12 protein-coding genes and 2 pseudogenes are annotated in these 20,237 nt (G+C 72.0%); 6 read left to right on the top strand and 8 right to left on the bottom strand.

Annotated elements, in window-relative coordinates; translation table 11 throughout:
* Positions 1 to 48 precede the first annotated feature (48 nt).
* On the top strand, positions 49 to 4,953 hold the full coding sequence (locus ACFYVJ_RS34225; protein WP_388900235.1) for a DNA repair ATPase: 4,905 nt from the start codon (positions 49 to 51) through the stop codon (positions 4,951 to 4,953).
* Between the two features lie 52 nt (positions 4,954 to 5,005).
* On the opposite strand, the gene ACFYVJ_RS34220 is transcribed toward ACFYVJ_RS34225, so the two are convergent.
* Positions 5,006 to 5,638 (bottom strand): TetR/AcrR family transcriptional regulator, encoded by a 633-nt coding sequence (locus tag ACFYVJ_RS34220; RefSeq protein ID WP_388900232.1) that lies wholly within the window; start codon positions 5,636 to 5,638, stop codon positions 5,006 to 5,008.
* A 139-nt stretch (positions 5,639 to 5,777) separates the two neighbouring features.
* Here ACFYVJ_RS34220 and ACFYVJ_RS34215 point away from each other — a divergent pair.
* From ACFYVJ_RS34215 to ACFYVJ_RS34205, 3 genes and pseudogenes are all read left to right on the top strand, one after another.
* A pseudogene (locus ACFYVJ_RS34215) lies at positions 5,778 to 7,358 on the top strand (bifunctional 3-(3-hydroxy-phenyl)propionate/3-hydroxycinnamic acid hydroxylase); the annotation flags it as partial.
* A gap of 69 nt (positions 7,359 to 7,427) precedes the next feature.
* The gene (locus ACFYVJ_RS34210) at positions 7,428 to 8,273 is read left to right on the top strand and encodes an alpha/beta fold hydrolase (RefSeq protein ID WP_388900261.1); all 846 of its coding nucleotides are present in this window, start codon (positions 7,428 to 7,430) and stop codon (positions 8,271 to 8,273) included.
* Positions 8,270 to 9,289: a VOC family protein gene (locus ACFYVJ_RS34205; RefSeq protein WP_388900229.1), complete on the top strand. Its 1,020-nt coding sequence runs from the start codon at positions 8,270 to 8,272 to the stop codon at positions 9,287 to 9,289. The genes ACFYVJ_RS34210 and ACFYVJ_RS34205 overlap by 4 nt, the downstream gene beginning before the upstream one ends.
* A 91-nt stretch (positions 9,290 to 9,380) precedes the next feature.
* Here the strand turns inward: ACFYVJ_RS34205 and ACFYVJ_RS34200 are convergent, their stop codons facing one another.
* Genes ACFYVJ_RS34200 through ACFYVJ_RS34190 form a run of 3 tightly spaced genes read right to left on the bottom strand, consistent with a single transcriptional unit; the run spans position 9,381 to position 12,302 of the window.
* Positions 9,381 to 10,037 carry a response regulator gene (locus ACFYVJ_RS34200; protein WP_388900226.1) on the bottom strand — a complete coding sequence of 219 codons (657 nt, stop codon included), beginning with the start codon at positions 10,035 to 10,037 and terminating at the stop codon, positions 9,381 to 9,383.
* Positions 10,016 to 11,146 carry a hypothetical protein gene (locus ACFYVJ_RS34195; RefSeq protein WP_388900223.1) on the bottom strand — a complete coding sequence of 377 codons (1,131 nt, stop codon included), beginning with the start codon at positions 11,144 to 11,146 and terminating at the stop codon, positions 10,016 to 10,018. Before ACFYVJ_RS34195 ends, ACFYVJ_RS34200 begins: the two co-directional genes overlap by 22 nt.
* A 46-nt stretch (positions 11,147 to 11,192) precedes the next feature.
* Positions 11,193 to 12,302, bottom strand: a complete 1,110-nt coding sequence (locus ACFYVJ_RS34190) for an ATP-binding protein (RefSeq protein WP_388900220.1) — start codon at positions 12,300 to 12,302, stop codon at positions 11,193 to 11,195.
* Between the two features lie 238 nt (positions 12,303 to 12,540).
* On the opposite strand from ACFYVJ_RS34190, the gene ACFYVJ_RS34185 reads away from it, so the two are divergent.
* Positions 12,541 to 13,455 (top strand): peptidoglycan-binding protein, encoded by a 915-nt coding sequence (locus tag ACFYVJ_RS34185; protein WP_388900217.1) that lies wholly within the window; start codon positions 12,541 to 12,543, stop codon positions 13,453 to 13,455.
* Positions 13,456 to 13,626: 171 nt separating this feature from the next.
* Positions 13,627 to 14,544 carry a peptidoglycan-binding protein gene (locus ACFYVJ_RS34180; RefSeq protein WP_388900214.1) on the top strand — a complete coding sequence of 306 codons (918 nt, stop codon included), beginning with the start codon at positions 13,627 to 13,629 and terminating at the stop codon, positions 14,542 to 14,544.
* A 188-nt stretch (positions 14,545 to 14,732) separates the two neighbouring features.
* Here ACFYVJ_RS34180 and ACFYVJ_RS34175 read toward each other — a convergent pair whose 3' ends face one another.
* The 4 genes and pseudogenes from ACFYVJ_RS34175 to ACFYVJ_RS34160 all read right to left on the bottom strand — a co-directional run.
* Positions 14,733 to 15,668 carry an NEW3 domain-containing protein gene (locus tag ACFYVJ_RS34175; RefSeq protein ID WP_388900258.1) on the bottom strand — a complete coding sequence of 312 codons (936 nt, stop codon included), beginning with the start codon at positions 15,666 to 15,668 and terminating at the stop codon, positions 14,733 to 14,735.
* Positions 15,669 to 15,820: 152 nt separating this feature from the next.
* Positions 15,821 to 17,251, bottom strand: a complete 1,431-nt coding sequence (locus ACFYVJ_RS34170; RefSeq protein ID WP_388900211.1) for a Gfo/Idh/MocA family protein — start codon at positions 17,249 to 17,251, stop codon at positions 15,821 to 15,823.
* A 590-nt stretch (positions 17,252 to 17,841) separates the two neighbouring features.
* Positions 17,842 to 20,055, bottom strand: coding sequence for a family 20 glycosylhydrolase (locus tag ACFYVJ_RS34165; protein ID WP_388900209.1), 2,214 nt, complete (start codon positions 20,053 to 20,055; stop codon positions 17,842 to 17,844).
* An 86-nt stretch (positions 20,056 to 20,141) separates the two neighbouring features.
* Positions 20,142 to 20,237: pseudogene (locus tag ACFYVJ_RS34160) on the bottom strand (carbohydrate ABC transporter permease); the annotation flags it as partial.

The raw sequence follows: 20,237 nt of genomic DNA, 5'->3' as shown, positions 1-20,237 counted from the left end.
GGCCGGCGGGGACGACGAGTACGGACGACGAGAACGAGCGAGTACGAGGTGGAGGACGAGGTGGAGACCCCCGCGCCGGAGGTACACGGCAGCCCGGACGCCCTGGCGGCCGGCACGTACGAGGTGCTGCGCGACCGGCTGCGCACCGCCGCCGAGGAGCTGGCCGGCCGGGCGGAGGCGCTCAACGCCCGGCGCGTCGCGGAGTTCGGCGGCACCGAGGCGCGGCTTGCGGGCACCGCGCACATCCGCACCGGGCACGACTGCGTGCCCCGCGCCATCGTGCAGGTCGGCGGGATGCTGCTGTTCGGCTCCAACGTCCCCCTGGGCCCGGAGTCCGGGACGGACGTCGGCGACGTGTTCTCGCTGCAGCACGTCGAGTTCACCGGGGACGACGGGGAGGACACGGCGGGCCCGGCGGACGGGAAGGGCGGGGGAGGTGCGGCGATACGGTTCCGTGCCGCGCCCGAGGACTCCGTTCCCGGGCTGCTCGATGACCCCGCTTTCCGCCGGGACTTCGCCGAGCTGTACCGCTTCTACCGCGAGACTCGGCTCCTCCAGCTCCGTCTGGCCCGCTCCCACCTCCTGGCCGTCTTCCAGACCGGGAACGCGCTCACCGACATCCGTGTGCTGCGCTGGCGTGTCGCGCCCGACGGCTCCGTCGCGTACGTCGACGACCGCGGTGAGCGCGACCATGTCTTTCCGCCCGCGCACGACGTCGAGTGGACGGCCGCCACCCGCGCGGACCACGTACAGGGCCGGCACCCGCACGTGTCCGCCGGCGGCCTGGTGTTCGTCTCGTGTGCCGGCGGCGCCCTGACCCTCAAGGCCGAGGACAGCACCGACACCGGTGACGGCGTGTACAGCGAGCCGGTGGACGAGCCCCTGCAGTCGCTGGCGGACGCCGAGATCGAGTACACCGTCGTGGGCCCGCTGGTGCTGCTGCGGATCCTCCCGTACAACGAGAAGACCCGTCGCCACCTGGTCTACAACACCCGCACCACCGAGGTCGCCCGGCTCGACGGCCTCGGCCGGGCGTGCCGCCGGCTGCCCGAGGACCAGGGCGTCGTGTTCCCCGGCGGCTACTACCTCGCCGACGTCCCCGCGGGCGGCGCCGCGCGGACTTTCGAGATCGAGACTAAGGACCTCGAGTACGAGGGCGTCGTGCGTTCCCCGAACGGCGAGGACGTCCTGTACGTCTTCCACGCCCGTGCCGAGGGCCGCTCGCTGCTGCTGCCGTACAACGTCATCCGCAAGGAGGTCGCCACCGTCTGGCAGACGCGCGGCTGGTCGCTCTTCGACGACGGCACGGTGATCGTCTTCGGGGCGGCGGCCGGGCGTGAGCCGACCCGTGTGCACCCCATGCAGGTCTGGCGCACCCCGTACGTCTCCGACGCGCACGCCGCCACGCGGCCCGCCGGCACCGGGCCGCTGGCCCGGATCGGCAACGCCGAACTCGTACGGGCGGTGTCCGACTGCCTGTCGGTGGCCCGGATGGCCGACGGGATGGAGCCGAATGGCGCCGTGTTCGAGGCCATCGTCGCCGCCGCCGGCCGCGTCGCCGACCGTCACCACTGGCTGGGCGAGGCGGCCTGCGGGGATCTCGACGCACCGCTGGAGAGCGTCCGTACCACCGCCGCGCAGGTCATCGAGGAGTTCGCGCGGGTCGAGGAGCTGCGGGCCGAGGCCGCCGCGGCCGTCGACGAGGCCGCCGCGCGGATCACCGGCCAGGTGCGCCGGGCCCGGGGCACGGCGCCGGACACGGCGGACGGCTGGGTGCGCCGGATCGCGGAGCTGCGCCGCTCCCAGGGCCGGCTGGAGACGCTGCGCGAGCAGCGCTACGCCGACCTCGCCCGCATCGGCGAACTCGACGCGCTGCTGGCGGAGTCGCTGGCGGCCTTCGGCCGCCGTGCGGTGGCGTTCCTGGGCGAGGAGAGCGCCTTCGACGCCGCCCACCGGGCCGTCGACGAGCTGGCCGCCGAGGCCGCCGCGGTCGAGACGGCCGCGGCGGCGGGACCGCTCGCCGAGCGCATCGACGAGCAGGCCGGAGCGCTGCAGGCGGTCACCGAGGTCGTCGGCACGCTCGATCTGGCGGACGCGACCGTACGGACCTCGATCCTGGCCCGTATCGGCGAGGTCCTCGGCGCCGTCAACCGGGCCCGCGCACGGCTGGACGGCCGCCGCCGCGAACTGCACGAGCGCGAGGGCAGGGCCGAGTTCGCCGCCGAGTTCGCGCTGCTGGGCCAGGCGGTGACCGGAGGTCTGGCCGCGGCCGGCACGCCTGACGAGTGCGACGAGCAGGTGGGCCGCCTCATGCTGCGGCTGGAGAACCTGGAGGCGAAGTTCGCTTCCGCGGAGGACTTCGCCGAGCAGATCGCCGCGAAGCGCGAGGAGGTCTACGAGGCGTTCTCGGCCCGCAAGCAGGCGCAGCTCGACGAGCGTGCCCGGCACGCCGACCGGCTGGCGCGCTCCGCCGGGCGGATCCTCGACACCGTCTCCCGCCGGGCCGCGGCGCTGGCGTCGGCGGACGACGTCCACACCTTCTTCGCCTCCGACCCGCTGGTGGCCAAGGTCCGTACCACCGCGGCGGAGTTGCGCACGCTCGGCGACACGGTTCACGCGGAGGAGCTGGAGGGGCGGCTCAAGGCCGCCCGCCAAGAGGCGGCCAGGGCCCTGCGAGACCGCACGGACCTCTACGACGGGCAGGGAACGCTGCGCCTGGGGCGGCACCGGTTCGCCGTCGACTCCCGCCCGGCCGAGCTGACGCTCGTACCGCAGGACGGGCAGCCCGTCTTCGTGATCACCGGCACCGACTACCGGGCGCCGGTGGCCGATCCCGGGTTCGCGGACACCCGCGGCTTCTGGGACCAGCCACTGGTCTCCGAGTCGCCGGCGGTCTACCGGGGCGAGTACCTGGCGGCGCGGCTGCTCGCCGGTACCCCACCGGCGGAGCTGGCGGCGGCGGCCGCGAACGGGGGCCTGGTGGAGCTGGCCCGCGGGGCGGTGGAGACGGCGTACGACGAGGGATACGACCGCGGCGTCCACGACCACGACGCCGCCGCGATCCTCGGCGCGCTCGTGCGGCTGCGGGAGGCGTGCGGCCTGCTGCGGTTCACGCCGGAGGTACGGGCCGCGGGACAGTTGTTCTGGGCCTACGGGACGACGGGGGAGGAGCAGCGGGCCGCCTGGTCGACGCGGGCTCGGTCGCTGGCCCGCGCGCGGGCGACGTTCGGCCTCGACGGCGCCGCGGAGCCGGCGGCCGAACTCGCCGCCTGCGCGGAGGAGTTCCTCACCGCGGTCGGCCTCCCCTTGCCGGCGGCGCCGGCCCCGGCGGGCGTCGGCGCCTACCTCTTCGAGGAACTGGCCGCCGCGGACCCGCCCGCGTTCGTCACCAGCCCCGCCGCCCGCACCCTGCGCACCGGCTTCCGGGACGCACTCGGCCCCGACGCCGTCACACAGTACGAGCGTGACCTCGACGCCCTCGCCGGCGACCCCGCCGCCCGCCACCAGCTCGCCGCCGCCTGGCTCGGCGCGTACTCGGCCGGTACCGGCGCCGACACCTCCTGCCTGGCGGAGGCCGTCGCCGTGGAGGTCGCCGGTGACGGCCTCGCCCGGCAGGACTCCGACGCCGCCACCGAGACGGCCGTCGACGGGCTCCTCGGCGCGCACCGCCGCATCGACGGCGGGCGGCTCGTGGTCCGCCTGGACGAATTCCTCACCCGCACCGCCGAGTTCCGCGACGTACGCGTACCGGCCTACCGGGCGTACCTGCGCCGGCGCACCGCCCTGGTCGCCGCGGAACGCGAGCGGCTGCGCCTGGACACCTACCGGCCGCGGGTCATGTCGACGTTCGTCCGCAACCGCCTCCTGGACGAGGTGTACCTGCCGCTGATCGGCGACAACCTCGCCAGACAACTCGGCGCCGCCGGCGGCGAGTCCGCGGCCCGCCGCACCGACAGCCATGGGCTGCTGCTCCTGCTCTCACCGCCCGGCTACGGCAAGACGTCGCTGATGGAGTACATCGCCGCGCGGCTCGGCCTGGTCTTCGTCAAGGTCGACGGGCCGGCCCTGGGATCCGGCACCACCTCCCTCGACCCGGCCGCGGCCCCGGACGCCGCCGCCCGCCGCGAGGTCGAGAAGATCAATCTCGCTCTCGCCATGGGCAACAACGCCCTGCTCTACCTCGACGACATCCAGCACACGTCGCCGGAACTGCTGCAGAGGTTCGTCTCGCTCTGCGACGCGCAACGCCGCATGGAGGGCGTGTGGGACGGCTCCTCGCGCGTCTTCGACCTGCGCGGCAAACGCTTCGCGGTGTGCATGGCGGGCAACCCCTTCACCGAATCCGGCGCCCGCTTCCGGATACCCGACATGCTCGCCAACCGCGCCGACGTCTGGAACCTCGGCGACGTCCTGTCCGGCAGGGAGCAGTTGTTCGCCCTCAGTCACATCGAGAACGCGCTCACCTCCAACCCCGTACTGGCGCCGCTCACCTCCCGGGAACGCACCGACACCGACCTGCTGCTCCGTCTCGCCCAAGGCGACCCGAACGCCCGCCACGACCATCTCGCCCACACCTACGCCACGGCCGAACTGGACCGGATCCTCGCCGTGCTCCGCAGGCTGCTGCACGTCCGGCAGACCGTGCTCAAGGTCAACGCGGCCTACATCGCCTCCGCGGCGCAGACCGACGCCTCGCGCACGGAACCGCCGTTCAGGCTGCAGGGCTCGTACCGGAACACCAACAAACTCGCCGAGCGGATCGTGCCCGTGATGAACGACGACGAGGTGGAGGCCCTGATCGACGACCACTACCTGGGCGAGGCACAAACCCTGGCCCAGGGCGCGGAGGCGAACCTGCTGAAACTCGCCGAACTGCGCGGCCGCCTGACGCCGCACCAGGCGGAACGCTGGCGGGCGGTGAAGGCGTCGTACGCCCCACCCCCGCGCGGCTAAGGCGTGCGGGGGCCGCGACGGGGCACGGCGAAGGCACGATGACCGGCCTTCCTCATGCCTTGTTCGCCGCAGCCATACGCATCGCCGCCTCGTAGACGCACTGGGCGTGCAGTTCGAACATCGCGACCAGGTCGACGGCGTCGCCGTTCACCTCCCGCTGCACGAACAGCCCGTCTGCGCCGGCGACGGCGTAGGTCGTCAGCGAGTTCAGTGCCGCCTCGTCCAGGTCCGGGACGAGCGTTCCGATCAGTTCGGTGATCTTCACTCGCGCGATGTCCCGGACCTGGAGGAACACGGTGCGGCCGCGGGGTTCGGCGGGGCGTCGTTCCAGCGCGAGCATCAGCCCGAGGCGGAGGAAGTCAGGGGCGTCGAGCAGTGACTTCGCCACCTTCCCGGCCGCGGCGGTGACGCGCTCCAGCGGCGTGCCCGCCTCCTCGCCCGGCAGCTCGACCGCGGCCAGCCAGGTGTCGAAGCTGCGCTCGATGACCGCGGCGATCAGGTCGTCCTTGTCCTTGAAGTGCCAGTAGATCGAGCTGGGGGGCAGACCGCAGGCGGCGCTGACGGCCGCGATCGACGTGCCCTCGTATCCGCGCTCGCCCGCGATCTGCACGGTGGCGTCGAGGATGCGCTGCCGCGACTCCACCCCGTTCGCGCGCTTCCGCCGGGTCGTCTGCGGCTTCGTCATGGCTGGTGGGCCCTCTCCCGGTGGCACTTCACGCCGGCTGCTTGACCCTGCCCGGCGGCCTGCTTACCGTAGCATTCGCTCCAATTGGAGTGAACGCTACGTCAACGATTGCGGACTTGGCCGACAGTGAGGTGGCCTGATGAGCGAGACCGGGACCGGGAAGGAGGCCGGGGCCGGCGCCTACGACGTGGCCGTGATCGGTTACGGGCCCACAGGTGTGACCGCGGCGAACCTGCTGGGTGCGAGGGGTTTACGTGTGGTCGTCCTGGAACAGGACCCCGAGATCTTCACGCGGGCCCGGGCCATCTCCACCGACGAGGAGGTCGTCCGCGTCTGGCAGCGGATCGGCCTCGCCGAGCGGCTCAAGCAGGACATGCTGACCGACAGGCCGGTGGACTTCGTCGATGCGACGGGCCGCGCATTCCTCAGCGCACGGCCCACCCCGCGCGGCCACGGTCATCCGCCGCAGATGTTCATCTACCAGCCCGCACTGGAGCAGGTCCTGCGTGCCGGTGCCGACCGCTACCCGAACGTGACGATCAGGCTGGGCCACAAGTGCCTGCGCCTGCACCAGGACGCGGACGGCGTGGAGCTGACCGTGGCCGGCATGGCGGACGACTCCGTCCACCGGGTGCCGGCCTCCTACGTCATCGCGGCCGACGGCGGCTCCAGCCTCACCCGTGCCCGACTGGACGTCGGCTACGAGGGCACGACCTACGAGGACCGCTGGGTGGTCATCGACACCAAGATGCTCAAGCCCTGGCCGGACCACGACAAGCTGCGCTTCCACTGTGATCCGGCCCGCCCGGCCGTGGACTGCCCGACCCCGCTCGGCCACCACCGGTGGGAGTTTCCGATCCTGCCCGGCGACGACGAGGAGCAACTGACCACCGAGGAGGCCGTATACCGGCTGATGGCCCGGTACGGCATCTCCCGCGACAGCGTCGAGGTCCTGCGCGCCACCGTCTACAGCCACCACGTGCGCTCCGCCACCAGCTTCCGCAAGGGGCGGGTCTTCCTCGCCGGTGACGCCGCCCACGCCATGCCGCCGTGGATCGGGCAGGGCATGGCCGCCGGCGTACGGGACGTGGCCAACCTCTGCTGGAAGCTCGACGCCGTCCTGCGCGGCGAACTCCCCGAGTCCGCGCTCGACAGTTACGAAGCCGAGCGCAAGCCGCACGTCAAGGAGGTCACGAAGCGGGCGGTGCTCGTCGGCCGCATCATCACCGAGCGCCGCCTCCCGGTCGCGCGTGTCCGCAACGCAGCGTTGCGTGCCCTGCACCGCATACCGGGCTTCGACGACCGGTTGCAGGACGCGTTCTGGATCCCGGTGGCCCGCTACGGCGCCGGCCTGCAGGCCCGGCCCCGTACCAAGGCGACCGGCCGTCAGATCCCCCAGCCCCGGGTCACCGGCCCCGACGGCAACCGGGTCCGCCTCGACGACGCGCTCGGGTCCCGATGGCTGCTGCTGCACGCCCGCACGGCGACGCCTCAGCCCGCCTGGAGCCCCTCCGGTGTCCCGTCTCTGACCGTCACACCCGTCGGCTCCCGGCCGGCCGAGGGCACCCTCGTCGACAGCGATGCTGTCCTGCTGCCCTGGCTGGCCGGGCACGGCGTGGCCACGCTCGCCCTCCGTCCCGACGCCTACGTCTACGCGGCGGCCCCCGCGGGCTCCCCGCTGCCACCACCGCCCCGGGGTTTCGTGCCGTCCACGACGTCCCGCCGACCGCGTGCACCGCACAGTAAGGACACCGGCATCATGACCACGACACCGACCGGCCTGCCGGCGATGCAGGAGACCACATACGACGTCGGCGGCACGGAGATGTTCGCCGCCGAGACCGGCGACGGCCCGCCCGTCCTGCTGCTGCACGGCGGCGGCCCCGGGGCCTCGGGCGTGCCCAACTACGCGCGCAACATCGCGGAGCTGGCCGAGGAATACCGGGTCATCGTCCCCGACCTGCCCGGATACGGGCGCAGCACCAAGGGCATCGACGGCAGCGACCCCTTCGGGTACCTGGCGGACCGTATCCGAGGACTGCTCGACGTGATGGGCCTGGACAGAGCCCACCTGGTCGGCAACTCCTACGGCGGCGCCGCCGCCCTGCGCCTGGCCCTGGACACCCCCGGCCGGGTCGACCGCATGGTCCTGATGGGCCCCGGCGGCATCGGCACCACACGTGCCCTGCCCACCCCCGGCCTCAACAGCTTGCTGAACTACTACACCGGCGACGGTCCCTCGCGGCGGAAGCTGGAGACGTTCATCCGCAACTACCTCGTCTTCAACGCCGCGGACGTCCCCGACTCCGCCATCGACGAGCGCTACCAGGCCAGCATCGACCCCGAGGTGATCGCCGCACCACCGCTGCAACGGCCCTCCGGACGGGGCGCCCTGCGGACCTTGTGGAAGATGGACTTCACCCGCGATGCCCGCCTGTCCCGGCTGCCCGTGCCCACGCTGGTGCTCTGGGGAGCGCAGGACAAGGTCAACCGCCCCTCGGGCGCACAGATGCTGGCCGATCGCATGCCCAACTGCGACCTGTACCTGGTTGCCAACACCGGGCACTGGGTCCAGTTCGAACGCGCACAGCTCTTCAACCGGCTGTGCGCCGGCTTCCTGGCAGGCCGCCGATGAACGGCGAAGGGACCACGACCGCCTCCGTTTTCGGCGCCGTCCACCTCGGCTACCTCGTCATCGAGACCAACCGCTTCGCCGACTGGCGCCGCTTCGGCACCGAAGCCATCGGCATGCACCACGACGCCGTCTCCCGCGACCTGATGCGTTTCCGCCTCGACGACCAGGAATGCCGGTTCCTCCTGCGGCGCGGCCCCGCAGAGGACGTCGTCACCGCCGGCTGGCACATCGACGACCACGCCGCCTTCCACCGGATCGAGGCCCGCATCCGCGCCCACGGCGTCCCGCTCGTCCACGGCTCCGACGAAGAGGCGGCCCTGCGCGGCGTCGAACGTCTGCTGCGCTTCCCCGGTCCGAAGGGCATCGTCCAGGAGATCTACACCACCCCGGTGAAGTCGGCAGAACCGCTGCGTATGCTCGCCTCCGGCTTCGTCACCGGCGACTCCGGCATGGGACACATCGCGCTGACCTCCACCAGGCCCACGCAGATCCGCGGCTACTTCGACACCGTCTTCGACGCCCGCCTGACGGACTGCATCGACGAGACGATCAGCGGCGTCAAGCTCAAGATCCGCTTCCTGCGCGTCAACGAACGCCACCACTCCATCGCGGTGGCCGCCACCCGGGGGCTGCCCATCGACCCGATCCGCACCCGCGTCCAGCACCTCAACATCCAGGCCGCCACCCTGGACGACGTCGCCCAGAGCTACCAGCGGGTGCACGACCTCGGCTTCGACATGGCGCTGTCCGTCGGGCAGCACACCAACGACAAGGAACTGTCGTACTACGCCCGCACTCCTTCGGGCTTCGAGTGGGAGGTGGGCTGGAACCCGCTCGTCGTCGACGAGACCACCTGGGAACCCGGCACCCACCGGGGCATCAGCGACTGGGGGCATCTCCCCCTCGGCCAGACCATCGTGGACAAGCTCACGCAGTTCCGCATCGGCGCCCGCTCCCTGGCCCAGCGAGAGAACACCGTGCCGGCCCTCAGCGGAGCCGGCATAGCGGACGACTGACCTGCGGTACGGGCGCTCCTCCTCAGTCAGGACGGGGCGAGAGCCCGTACGTCCACCCCCTGCGTGCCGGGCGTCGCGGTGCCGTCCCGCCTCAGAGGTCGTCGACCCGGACCAGGCCGTCCTGGATGGCCCGGGCCAGGAGCGCTGCCTTGGTGGGGGCCTCCCGGCCGCTCATCGCGTACTTGACCCGGATGTGTTCGAGATGGGTGTTGACGGTGCGCGGCGAGATTCCCAGGCGTTGGCCCACGAAGTCCTTGGACTCGGACTGGAACCACTCGATCAGTACCTCGGTCTCGCGGGCCGAGAGGGACGGCCGGTCCGTGGACCGGTCGCCGGCGAGCGCGCCCGCCAGCGACGGCGGTGTGAACGCACGACCGGAGGCCGCACTCGCGGCGGCCTCCAGGAGGTGTGCGGCGCCCTCCGCCTTCGTCAGATAGCTCAGCGCGCCCAACTCCAGGCACTGCAGGGCGACGTCGTCGGCGGCGCGCATCGAGTAGACGACGACCCGCCGCCCGGCCTCGGTCAGCCGGCGCAGGTCGTTGACGGCCGGAGCCGGCCCGCCCAGATGCAGGTCGAGGATGACCACGTCGGCGGTGGCACCCTCGCCGGTCCACGCGACCCGGACGTCGTCGCCCGAGGCGGCGACCCGGATCGGCGGGGTGCCCGTGGTCAGCCACTGGGCCACCCCGGCGCGTACCGCGGGATGGTCGTCGACGATGACCGCGCTCAGCCCGGGCTCGTGCGCCATCCTGCCTCCAGCCGCAGGTAGTCCCCGTAGACGCCGTACTCGACTCCGACCCGGCCGGTGGCCGCGGTGGCCACGTCGGCGGCGGCGTCGGCCACCACTGCGACCCGTACCTCCTGGTCCGTACGCAGCACGCTCACCCTGGCACGGCTCCGCGCCGCCGACAATGCCGCGATCACCGGACCGGTCAACTCGCGCCGCACCTCGGGGGGTACGGGCACGGGCGCGCCGCTCACCGCGAACGAGACGTCCACGCCGCGCCATTCGGCCGCGTCCACGCACGCGGTGACCTCGTGCACCAATGGGTCGGGAACCTCGTCGTTCTCGGCGAACAGCCGCCGCAACTGGGTCGCGGCCAGTGCGCACCGCCGCCGGGTGTCGGGGTCGCGCGGATCGAGTTCGCCGTCGGCCAGACCCGCGAGCAGCGGCAGCGTCGCCCCCAACTGGCCGGCGAACGCGCTGTGCTGGTGCTGCTCCCACTGCCGTGCCGTCAGCACCTTGGTCACCATGCGGTCCCGTTCGCCGGCCGCCCGCGCCGCCTCGCGGGTCTGCTGCTGCAGTACCCGCGTGATCACGATGACCGCCAACTGGACGTTGACCGCGGCGAACGCGGCGGCGCCGGCCGCACCGAACGCGGAGCGGTCCGGTACGCCCGCCGACAGGAACATCCCCATACTCGCCACCAGATGGGCGGCCAGCACCGTGACCAGGACCCGGACCCGGTCCAGTAACAGCAGCAGGAGATGCCACCCCACCAGGCCGAACGACCAGTCGGCCGGGCCGAACCGCCGTTCCGGTCCGAGCGCCACCGCGGCGCTGAACGACGCCGCCAGCACCACCGCCGCACCGGCCGCCACGAGCACTCCGGGCAGCGGCCGGCGGCGCAGCACCCACCCGCAGCAGGCCGCGGTGACGCAGGCCAGCGAGGCGAACGCGGCCACCGCGAGCCACCGGTGGCGGCACTCCTGTACGAGCACGGGGTGCAGGCTCAGGCCGAGCTGCAGGACGCCGGTGGCGCAGACCAGGACGATCCGCATGGTCGCGTAGACGTGATCGCCCGTCGCCCGCAGCTCACCCGCGGCCGCCGCGCGCGACTCCTCCGTAGTCGGCACAGCCGGCACAGCCGACCCGGCCGATCCGTCGTCTGCCGCCCGCAGTTCATCCATCTCCGGGCCACACCAGTCTGACGGTGGTTCCCGCGCCGGGGTGTGAGGCGACCGTGGCGGCGCCGCCGACGGCGGCCATCCGCTCGACCACCGAGCCCCGGATCCCGCGGCGGAAGCCTGCCACGCGGTCCGGCTCGAACCCCGCGCCGCGGTCGGCCACCACGACCACGACCCGGTCGCCTTCGCCGCGTACGCACACGTCGGCGGCGTCGACCCCGGCGTGCCGCTCGACGTTCCGCAGCACCTCGCGCACCGCACGTACGAAGGCGAGCGCCACCGAGGCCGGGACCAGGAAGGTGTCCGCCGCGCTCATGTCCACCGCGGGCCGGCCGCGGTCGGCGACGGCGCGCAGGGACGCCGTGAGGTCTACGGGGCTGTCCAGGGTGGTCGCCCCGCCCGCCGCGCCGGTGAGCACCGCGAGGTCGTGCCGGGCGTACTCGGCGATCCGCGCCGGGTCCGCGTCGTCTGCCCGCGCCGCCACCATCAGGAAGGTGGCCGCGGCGGTGTCGTGGAGCAGCGCCAGATACTCGCGCTCCTGCCGTTTGCGTGCCAGCGACACCGCCTCCGCGCGCGCCAACGCCGACCGGCGTTCCCGTAATTCGTCCACCCGCCTGCCCGACCGGCGCAGCAGTACGTACCCCAGGCGCGCCAGCAGGCACTCGAACATAAGACGCGGCACCACGGTGCCGGCCACGCCGGACCCCATCCACGCCGGATCGGCGCCGGCCAGGTCGACCGCCACCAGGTCGACCGCGAGCAGCCCGCCCGAGACCGGTACGGCGACCTGCGGGGACCACTCCCACTGCAGCGTGATCGCGGTGGTGGTCAGCAGGTTCAGCGCCCACGGGTTCTGCGGCCCGCCGGTCCACTCCTGGGTCGCGCAGACCGCCGCCACGCGCAGGACGGCGAACGCCAGCGACACCGCCGCGCCCCGCCCGGTGAACCCCGCCCAACAGTCCGCCCCGGCCCCCGCGAGCACCAGGGCGAACAGGGCGATTCCCAGCGGCAGGGCCCCGCCGGGCACCGAGAGCAGACCGAAGACGCTGATGACGACCAGCGCGACCCCGCGCACCGGAGGCGCCAGCCGCCGGGCGGACGCCACGAACCGCGCCTCGACACTGTTCTGCGGTCCGCCGGACGAGTCGCTACGTGGGGGGAGTGACGACAAGCCGGCCACCTCACGTGCCGGTGCCGCACACCGAATGACATGTCATGTGCCTGCCGCCTGTCGGTCGAACGCCCGATGTCTGCCGCATTCTTCGTTGCTACGTTCGGCGCCCACATGTTCCCAGATACGGGGAGTCGGGTTGCCTTCAGGAACGAAAGTCAGACGTGCATGGGTGGTCGTCGCCGCGGTGTGCGCGACGCTGATGGTCTCCCTCGGCCTCGCCCAGTCGGCCACCGCCGCCCCGGGCTGGCCGGTACTCGGCAACGGTTCGACCGGATCGAACGTGGCCGCGGCCCAGTACCTGCTGCGCGGTCACGGCTACGACATCGCCGCCGACAGCGCCTTCGGCCCGGCGACCGAGGGCGCCGTCGTCGCCTTCCAGCAGTCCAGGGGCTACGGCGCGGACGGCGTCATCGGCGCGGAGACCTGGCCGGGCCTCGTCATCACGGTGCGGCAGGGCGACAGCGGCCCCGCGGTCGCCGCGGCCCAGTCCGCGCTGAACAAGTTCGGCTACGGGCTCGCCGTGGACGGGGAGTTCGGCGCGGGCACGGCCGCCGCCGTCACCTCGTACCAGAGCTCCAGGGGCCTGGCCGCCGACGGGATCGTCGGCCCGGACACCTGGCAGAACCTGATCGGTGAGAACGGCGGCGGCGGGAGCGGTGGTTACTCGCTGCCCATCCCGCGCGAGGTCCTGTCCCGTGGCTACTACGACGTGCCGCACCACGACTACGCGGCGCTGGATCTGCCGGTGGGCACCGGGACCCCGGTGTACTCGATCAGCTCCGGCGTGGCGAACCAGATCGACAACGACCGGTGCGGGCTCGGCTACGAGGTCGTCGGCGACGACGGCGCCACGTACTACTACTGCCACTTCTCCGCGCACGGAGCCGGCTCCGGCGTCCGGGTCGGCGCCGGGACCCAGATCGGGCTGTCGGGCAGCACCGGCAACTCCACCGGCCCGCACCTGCACGTCGAGATCGCGGCCGGCGGCGTGAACCGCTGCCCCGGCGCCCTCCTGGGCCCGGTCTACGACGGATCCACCCCGCCCGCCCCCGGTGATCTGCCGACCGGCGGCTGCATCGAATAGCGGCGTGCGGGGACCCGGGCGGAACTGGTCACCGCGACCGTCCGCCCGGGCCCCCGGCGCCGCCCCGTCCGTCCCGCCCCCCACTCGGCACGGGCACCCATCGATGCACCCGCCCACCCCCCACCCATCCACCGAATCGCTCCACGGGGAGTCAGGTTGAACCCAACAACGATGACCACGCAGCGGGTGACCCCCCGCTGGTGGGCCGCGATCGCCGCCGCGTGCGCCGCGGCACTGCTGGTGTCACTCGCCGTCGTCCAGTCGGCCACCGCCGCCCCGGCCTGGCCCGTCCTGCGCAACGGCTCGACCGGTGCGAACGTCTCCACCGCCCAGTACCTGCTGCGCGACGGCGGCTACGACATCGCCGTGGACGGCGAGTTCGGCCCGGCGACCGAGAACACCGTGCTCACCTTCCAGCAGTCCAGGGGCTACGGCGCGGACGGCGTCATCGGCGCGGAGACCTGGCCCGGCCTGATCTCCACCGTCCGCGAGGGCGACAGCGGCGATGCCGTCGCGGCAGCGCAGACCGCATTGAACAAGTTCGGCTACGGGCTCGTCGCAGACGGCGAGTTCGGTCCTGCGACCGCCGCCGCGGTCACCGACTTCCAGAGCACCAAGGGCCTCTCCGCCGACGGCGTCGTCGGCCCCCAGACCTGGCAGAGCCTTCTCGGCGAGGGCGGCGGTGACGACGGCGGCGGCTGCGCGGTGCCGGCCGAGCCCGACCCCGAGGTGCTCAGGATCGTCTACCGGAGCGGCATCGAACTCGGCGTCAGCGACCGGGTGATGCTCGCCGGCTTCGAGGCAGGGGTGGTCGAGTCCAACATGAACAACCTGGACTGCGGTGACCGCGACTCGCTCGGGGTGTTCCAGCAGCGCCCGTCGCAGGGCTGGGGCACACCGGAGCAGATCATGGACGTGTCGTACGCGTCCCACGCGTTCTTCACCCCCGCGATCAAGGTGGCGGCGAACAACCCGGGCATGTCCGCGGGCCAGGTCGCGCAGAGCGTCCAGGTCTCGGCCTATCCGGACCGCTACGACGCGGTCGAGGACACCGCACGAGCGCTGATCGAACGCGCCAAGGGGCTCTAAGCCGTATCCGCAATGTCATCCCGATGAGGGCTTCCAGGATCGCGGCGACCGGCAGGAAATCGGAGGTCGCCCCGCCGTGGCGCCGAGCCGGCGAGTGGCGCGGGGAGAGGCCCGGACCGTCCTGTCCGCCGTGCGGTGGACAGGACGAGTCCGGCTTCAGCCGTGGTTCAGGTGCTGCTCGTGGCGTTTCAGGGAGCGATGGCCATGGCGAAGACGTGGATGCCGCCCTGCCCCGGCAGCACCACCAGATCCACCGTCTTGCCCGCCTGGAGCGGCACGGAATGGGCGAAGACGCTGTACGTGACGCCCGCGTTGCCGTACCCGTCCTGACGGTTGCGGCCGTTCGACGCGGCTATCTGGGTCGCGCCGTGGTCGGTGACGTTCTGGAACGACCAGTTGGGGAAGCCGAAGGTGCCGGTGCTGCTCGTGCCGTCGGTGTAGAAGACCCGGGCGGTGCCAACCGCGTTGTTGCCGACCCCGGAGCCGAGGAAGACGAGCTTGCTGCCGGATCCGCTGAGGGAGATCGCCTGGCCGCCGCTGGATACGTTGTCCTTGGCCCCCGACGGGACGTCCGGCCAGGTCAGCTCGGCGCCGAGAGCGGTGACGGACGCGCCCGGGCGCAGGCCCACGTCGGCGAGCTTCTGGGCCGAGAAGCTGTTGCCGCCGCCGTCGAAGTCGCCTGGCGCGGTGTTCGATTCATCGGTGACGCCGACGTTGTTGTACGCCGCCGCGAGAGAGGACAGTGGCTCGCCGCGTCGCTCCGTACGCGAGCCGGTGGCGCGGGCGAGGCCGTCGCCGCCCTCGTACAGCGCGGTCGCGGTGAAGTTGAGCAGTTGGAAGCCGGAGCTCGGTGCCGGGACCAGCAGTTCGAAGGTCACGGTGGCGCGGGCGTTCGCGGCGATGCCGCTCTTGAGCGTCCGTACCTCCGGCTCCACCACCCAGCCGACCGGCCCGGAGAAGCTCACCCGCACGTCACGCATTCGCTTGGGAGCGGTGTTGCGGACGGTGACGGTGACGGTGGTGACGGCCGGTCCGTCGAGGTCGATGGGGGAGAAGGTGACCTCGGTCTGCGGGTCGGCGGCGCGGGCGGCACCACCCGCGAGGACGGTCGCGGGCAGCAGCACGGCCCCCGCTCCGGCGACGGCGAAGGATCTTCGGGACAGGGCGGCGCGGGATGGCTCTATCGGCATGAGCGTTTTCTCTCCTCCATGGAGACCGGGCCGATGGGCGGCCTGGGGTTGAGTGGGTTGGTCCGGGGGAACGTGAGTGCGCATGCTCAGGGCACGGGCGGCATGTCCGATTCGCGCGTGTCGAGACCGAGGCGGATGTTCACCCAGGACCCGCGGGTGAAGTCCGGCACCTGGACCGGACGCCCCTTGTTCTCCAGCGACATCACGCTGAGCGGCACCGGTGAGCACCACGCCGCCGCGTCGTACACGTCCATGTCGGGTACCAGGCCGGCACGCATGCACTGGACCGTGCGCCACTGCAGCACGTAGTCCATGCCGCCGTGTCCGCCGTTGTTCGCGGCGTCGTCGCCGATCTTCTTCCACAGCCAGTGGTCGTACTCGTCCCGCATCGCCTTGAAGTCCCGCCAGGAATGGCCGCCGTGGTCGGGCTCGGCATAGACCCGGCCACCGGTCGGAGCCGGACCGGCGTAGTCCTCGAAGATGCCGCGGCTGCCGGCGATCGTGTTGATCCTGCTGTAGGGCCGAGGCGAGCTGACGTCGTGCTCGGCCCGGATGACGCGGCCGTCGGCGGTGTCGATCAAGCAGGTGACGAGATCGCCGTTGACGTACGTCTCCTTCCAGGCCGGGTGGCCCTCGGGCACGAACCGGGCCCGGTAGTCGGCCAGTCCCTTGGGCGCGGTGGCCGTGGCGCGCAGGGTGACCATCCGGTCCCCGCGGTTGATGTCCATCGCGGCCGAGATGGGGGCCAGGCCGTGCATCGGGTAGAAGGAGGCGGTCGAGCGCGTGTGCCAGAGCCGCCGCCAGGAGTCGGTGTAGTACGTGGTGGAGAAGAGCAGTTCCCGCAGGTCGTGAAGGTAGCCACCGTGGCCGTTGGTGATGTCGCCGAACACGCCGTCATGGGCCATGCGCAGCATGGCCAGTTCGTTGCGGCCGTAGGAGACGTTCTCCGCGAGCAGCAGGTGCCGGCGGGTCCGCTCCGAGGTGTTGACCAGATCCCACAGCTCGTCCAGCTCGGTGGCGACGGGCAACTCGACCAGCACGTGCTTGCCGGCGAGCAGCGCGGCCTTGCCCTGCTCGTAGTGGAACTCCCAGGGGGTGGCTATGTAGACCAGGTCGATGTCGTCGCGCTTGAGCATCTCCTTGTACGCGTCCTGCGAACCGCCGAACTCCAGGGGCCGCGGCTTGCCGTCCGCCGCGAGCTGATCGGCCTTCGCCTTCGCGCGCGGGGCCCGCACATCGCAGACCGCGCGCACCACGCATCCCGGCACGGCGGCCCACCCGTTGGCCATCCCGCTTCCGCGGTTCCCGATTCCTATCACCCCGACCCGTACGGTCGGATACTCGTCGAAGGGCTGCTTGACCATCGAGGTCTGCCCCGCGGGCCGACCGGGCGTCCCGGGCGTCCCGGCCGTTTCGGCGGCCCTCGCGGTGCCCGCAGTCCCCAGCGCGGCCATGGCTCCAGTGGCCGCCGCTCCGCCCAATACTGCCCGTCTCGAGACTCCAGATGCTTCCTGCATGCCTTGCTCCCTGGCTTGGACATCGCTGGTGCCCAAGAATCTCCCGGAGGCCGAACGGCATGTCAAGATGTGCGCGAAAGCTGCCTCTTTCAAGCAACTTCAATCAAAGCGTGGGGCGTTACCGACTCGGTTCAGACGTGTGCGCACATCGGTATCCGTGCGATGCGGAGGCCGTGGATTCCGGCGTCACACGCGACGCCGGAGGCGGAAAGGTACCCGCGGCCGTCTCCACGTTGACGGGACCGATCCCGCGTCGCACGTGGGCGGACATGACACCGGACACCCGAGTGCATCAACGGCCTCCGGGTGCGCACGCGTGCGCGGCCCGACGCCGGAACGCCGCGCCGGCCGCCCACGCCGTGCCTGCTGGCGCGCGGTCATGGGAAGGACCCGCACGTGATGTTCGCTCCAGCCGCCCCTTCCGAAGGTTTTGAGCCTCACACTCACCGGAAACGCCCGGCCTTGCGGAGCGCCGGGGCGCTCCGCAAGGCCCGGCCGCGCCTCTCAGGCCCCTGGCGAGGCTCCCTGGACGTACGGGGGTGCCGGAGCCGCAGCCAGGAGCACGGTCGTTCGAGTGGCCCGCCGGCCGGTCAGCGCCCGTATGCGGCGTAGCGTTGCTGCACCTCTGTGGGCGTCAGCGCCTCGTCCCAGGTGACGAGTTCGTCGAGGTCACCGCGGAGGCTGGCGTTGGGCATGCCGATGGAGCGCAGTGGGAGGGGGATCGAGGCGTTCACGGAGCCGACGGGTTCGCCGTCGGCGTACAGCGTGGTGCGGTCCGGCTCCGCCACCCAGGTCAGGTGGACCCAGCGGTTCAGCGGAGCGGTGTAGCCGAAGCTGTGGTCAGCGTCGCCGAAGCGGGTGAAGCCCACCTTGCCGCTGCCGTATTGCTGCAGCTTCAGGGCCCCGGTGCGGGAGCTGAGCAGCACCTGGTCGCTCGTGGTCGCGGTGGGTTTGACCCATGCGGAGGCGGTCCAGGGAGCCGCGACGTCGGTGCCGCCGAAGCCCACCCCGTCCCGGTTGTGGTCGAAGCGGAACGCCTGGCCGCGTACCCCGTCCTCGACGAGGGTGGGGTTGTTGATGATGTACGTGGTGCCGGGAAGGTCGCCGGCGACGTCTTCGGCCATGATCGTGTTGGGCGGGCTGCTGGCGTAGGTCCAGCCGGCCGGGTACGAGGCGGCGTCGAACGTCCAGTGGTGGCTGGGGCGGCCGTCGTCCGTCCGGGGCGGCTGCGGCGCGGTGGTGACCCCGGGCGGGTCGCCGAGCGCGGCCGTCCTGGCCCGGAATCCGGCGAGCGTGTCGGGGACGGCGGAGCCGTTCCAGGCCCGGTCCGCGAGGAGCGCCCGGGGGGCGGCCATGACCTGCTCGAAGTACCCGTCCTCGGCCCAGAAGTTGTAGTCGGCCCAGTTCATCAGGCCGGAGCCGAGCATGTCGTCCGCGGTGTTCGGCACCCACCTCTCGTACATCCACCGCTCGTCGGGGTAGAGGTTGTGGTAGTTGTTCGGCGTCACGTAGAAGGGGCCGATGGCGATCTCGTCGTGGCCCGGGATGATCGGGTCGGTGCCGGTTCCCTCCCAGGTGAGGAAGACCACGGGGGAGTGGACCTGCTGCTGCGGCGCGGCCAGGTGCTCGGTGCCGTTGTAGATGGCGGTCCGCTTGCCGTCGGCGGTCACGACGTCGTCGAGGGTGTTGATGTAGCGGTTGAGCAGGTCCCCGAGGGTGCTGACGTCCGGGTCCTCGGCGAGGTGGCGTTTCACCCGCGGGCACTCGGCGAGTTGCCCGGGCAGTTCGTCGGCGCCGATGCTGAACAGCGGGGCGTCGAACCAGCCGGTGAACTCGGCTACGAGCCTCTTGGTCACCTCGACCGCGTCCCGGTCGGTGATGTCGATGATCCAGTCCGGGGTGAGGTGGGAGTGTGTGTGCGCGCCGGTGCACGGGTCCGTGCCCGAGCCGAAGCCGATTCCGAACGCCTCACTGATCACGGTCGCGTGCCCCGGCACGTCGATGCCCGGCATGATCTGGACGTGCTGGCGGGCGGCCAGTGCCTTCAGCCGCTCGATGTCGGCGCGGCTGTAGCTGTGCTCGCGCTCGGCGAGTCCGGGGAACTTCGGGCTGTAGAGGCGGAAGCCCTCGGAATCCGACAGTTGCAGGAAGAGGGTGTTGAGCTTCATGTCACCCATGCGCCGGATGAGGTTCTCCAGATAGTCCATCTCCCAGTACTTGCGGCCGGCGTCGAGCTGGACCATGCGCACCTGCTGCGTGGGCACGTCGGTGCTGCGGGCGCGAGGTACGGCGCGGTGTGACGAGTCGGCGCGCAGCGTCTGCAGCAGGGTGCGGGTGCCGTAGAACAGACCGTGCGTGGAGGCCGCCTCGATGCTGATCGCGCTCGAGCTGTCCAGGCGGTAGCCCTCGGCGCCGAGTGCGGCGTCGTCGGTGAGCCGGAGGTGGATGTCGCCGGGCCGCGGCTTCGCGGGCCCGCTGCTGATCGCGAGCCGCAGCCCGGTGACCGACCGGATGTCGGCCTGCAACTGCCGGGCCAGGCCCTGCCCGGTCTGCCAGGCAGGGCCTGGCAGCTCCTGGCGGCCGGCATCGGTCGTCGTACGGGCGCGGGAGCGCGGATCGACCAGGATGCGCGAGCGGGCGGTCAGGTCGACGGTGCCGCCGAGGTCCTCCCACTGTGCCGGCCGGGGTACCACCGGCGGCGGGTCGCCCTCGGCGCGCGGGTCGGGAGCGGCCGCCGCCGGCGCAAGGAGCGAGCCGAAGAGGGCAGCAAGGACCGCTAGGAGTACGGGTAGCGAACGACGCATAGTCGCAATTCACCCCATCTGACATGGATGTTGGTGAGGAACTCACCCGGACGATCGAAGAGTTCGGTCTCGGCTCGCCGTCTGCCTTATTTCACGGAGCCGGCTGTGAGTCCGGAGACGACGTGTCGTTCGATGAAGGCGAAGAGGACGACGACGGGGATGATGGCGACGACGGAGGCGGC

The organism is Streptomyces sp. NPDC004134 (assembly GCF_042874195.1).
In the GTDB taxonomy this organism is placed as follows: Bacteria; Actinomycetota; Actinomycetes; order Streptomycetales; family Streptomycetaceae; genus Streptomyces.
This window is presented reverse-complemented; position numbering and strand designations above follow the sequence as displayed.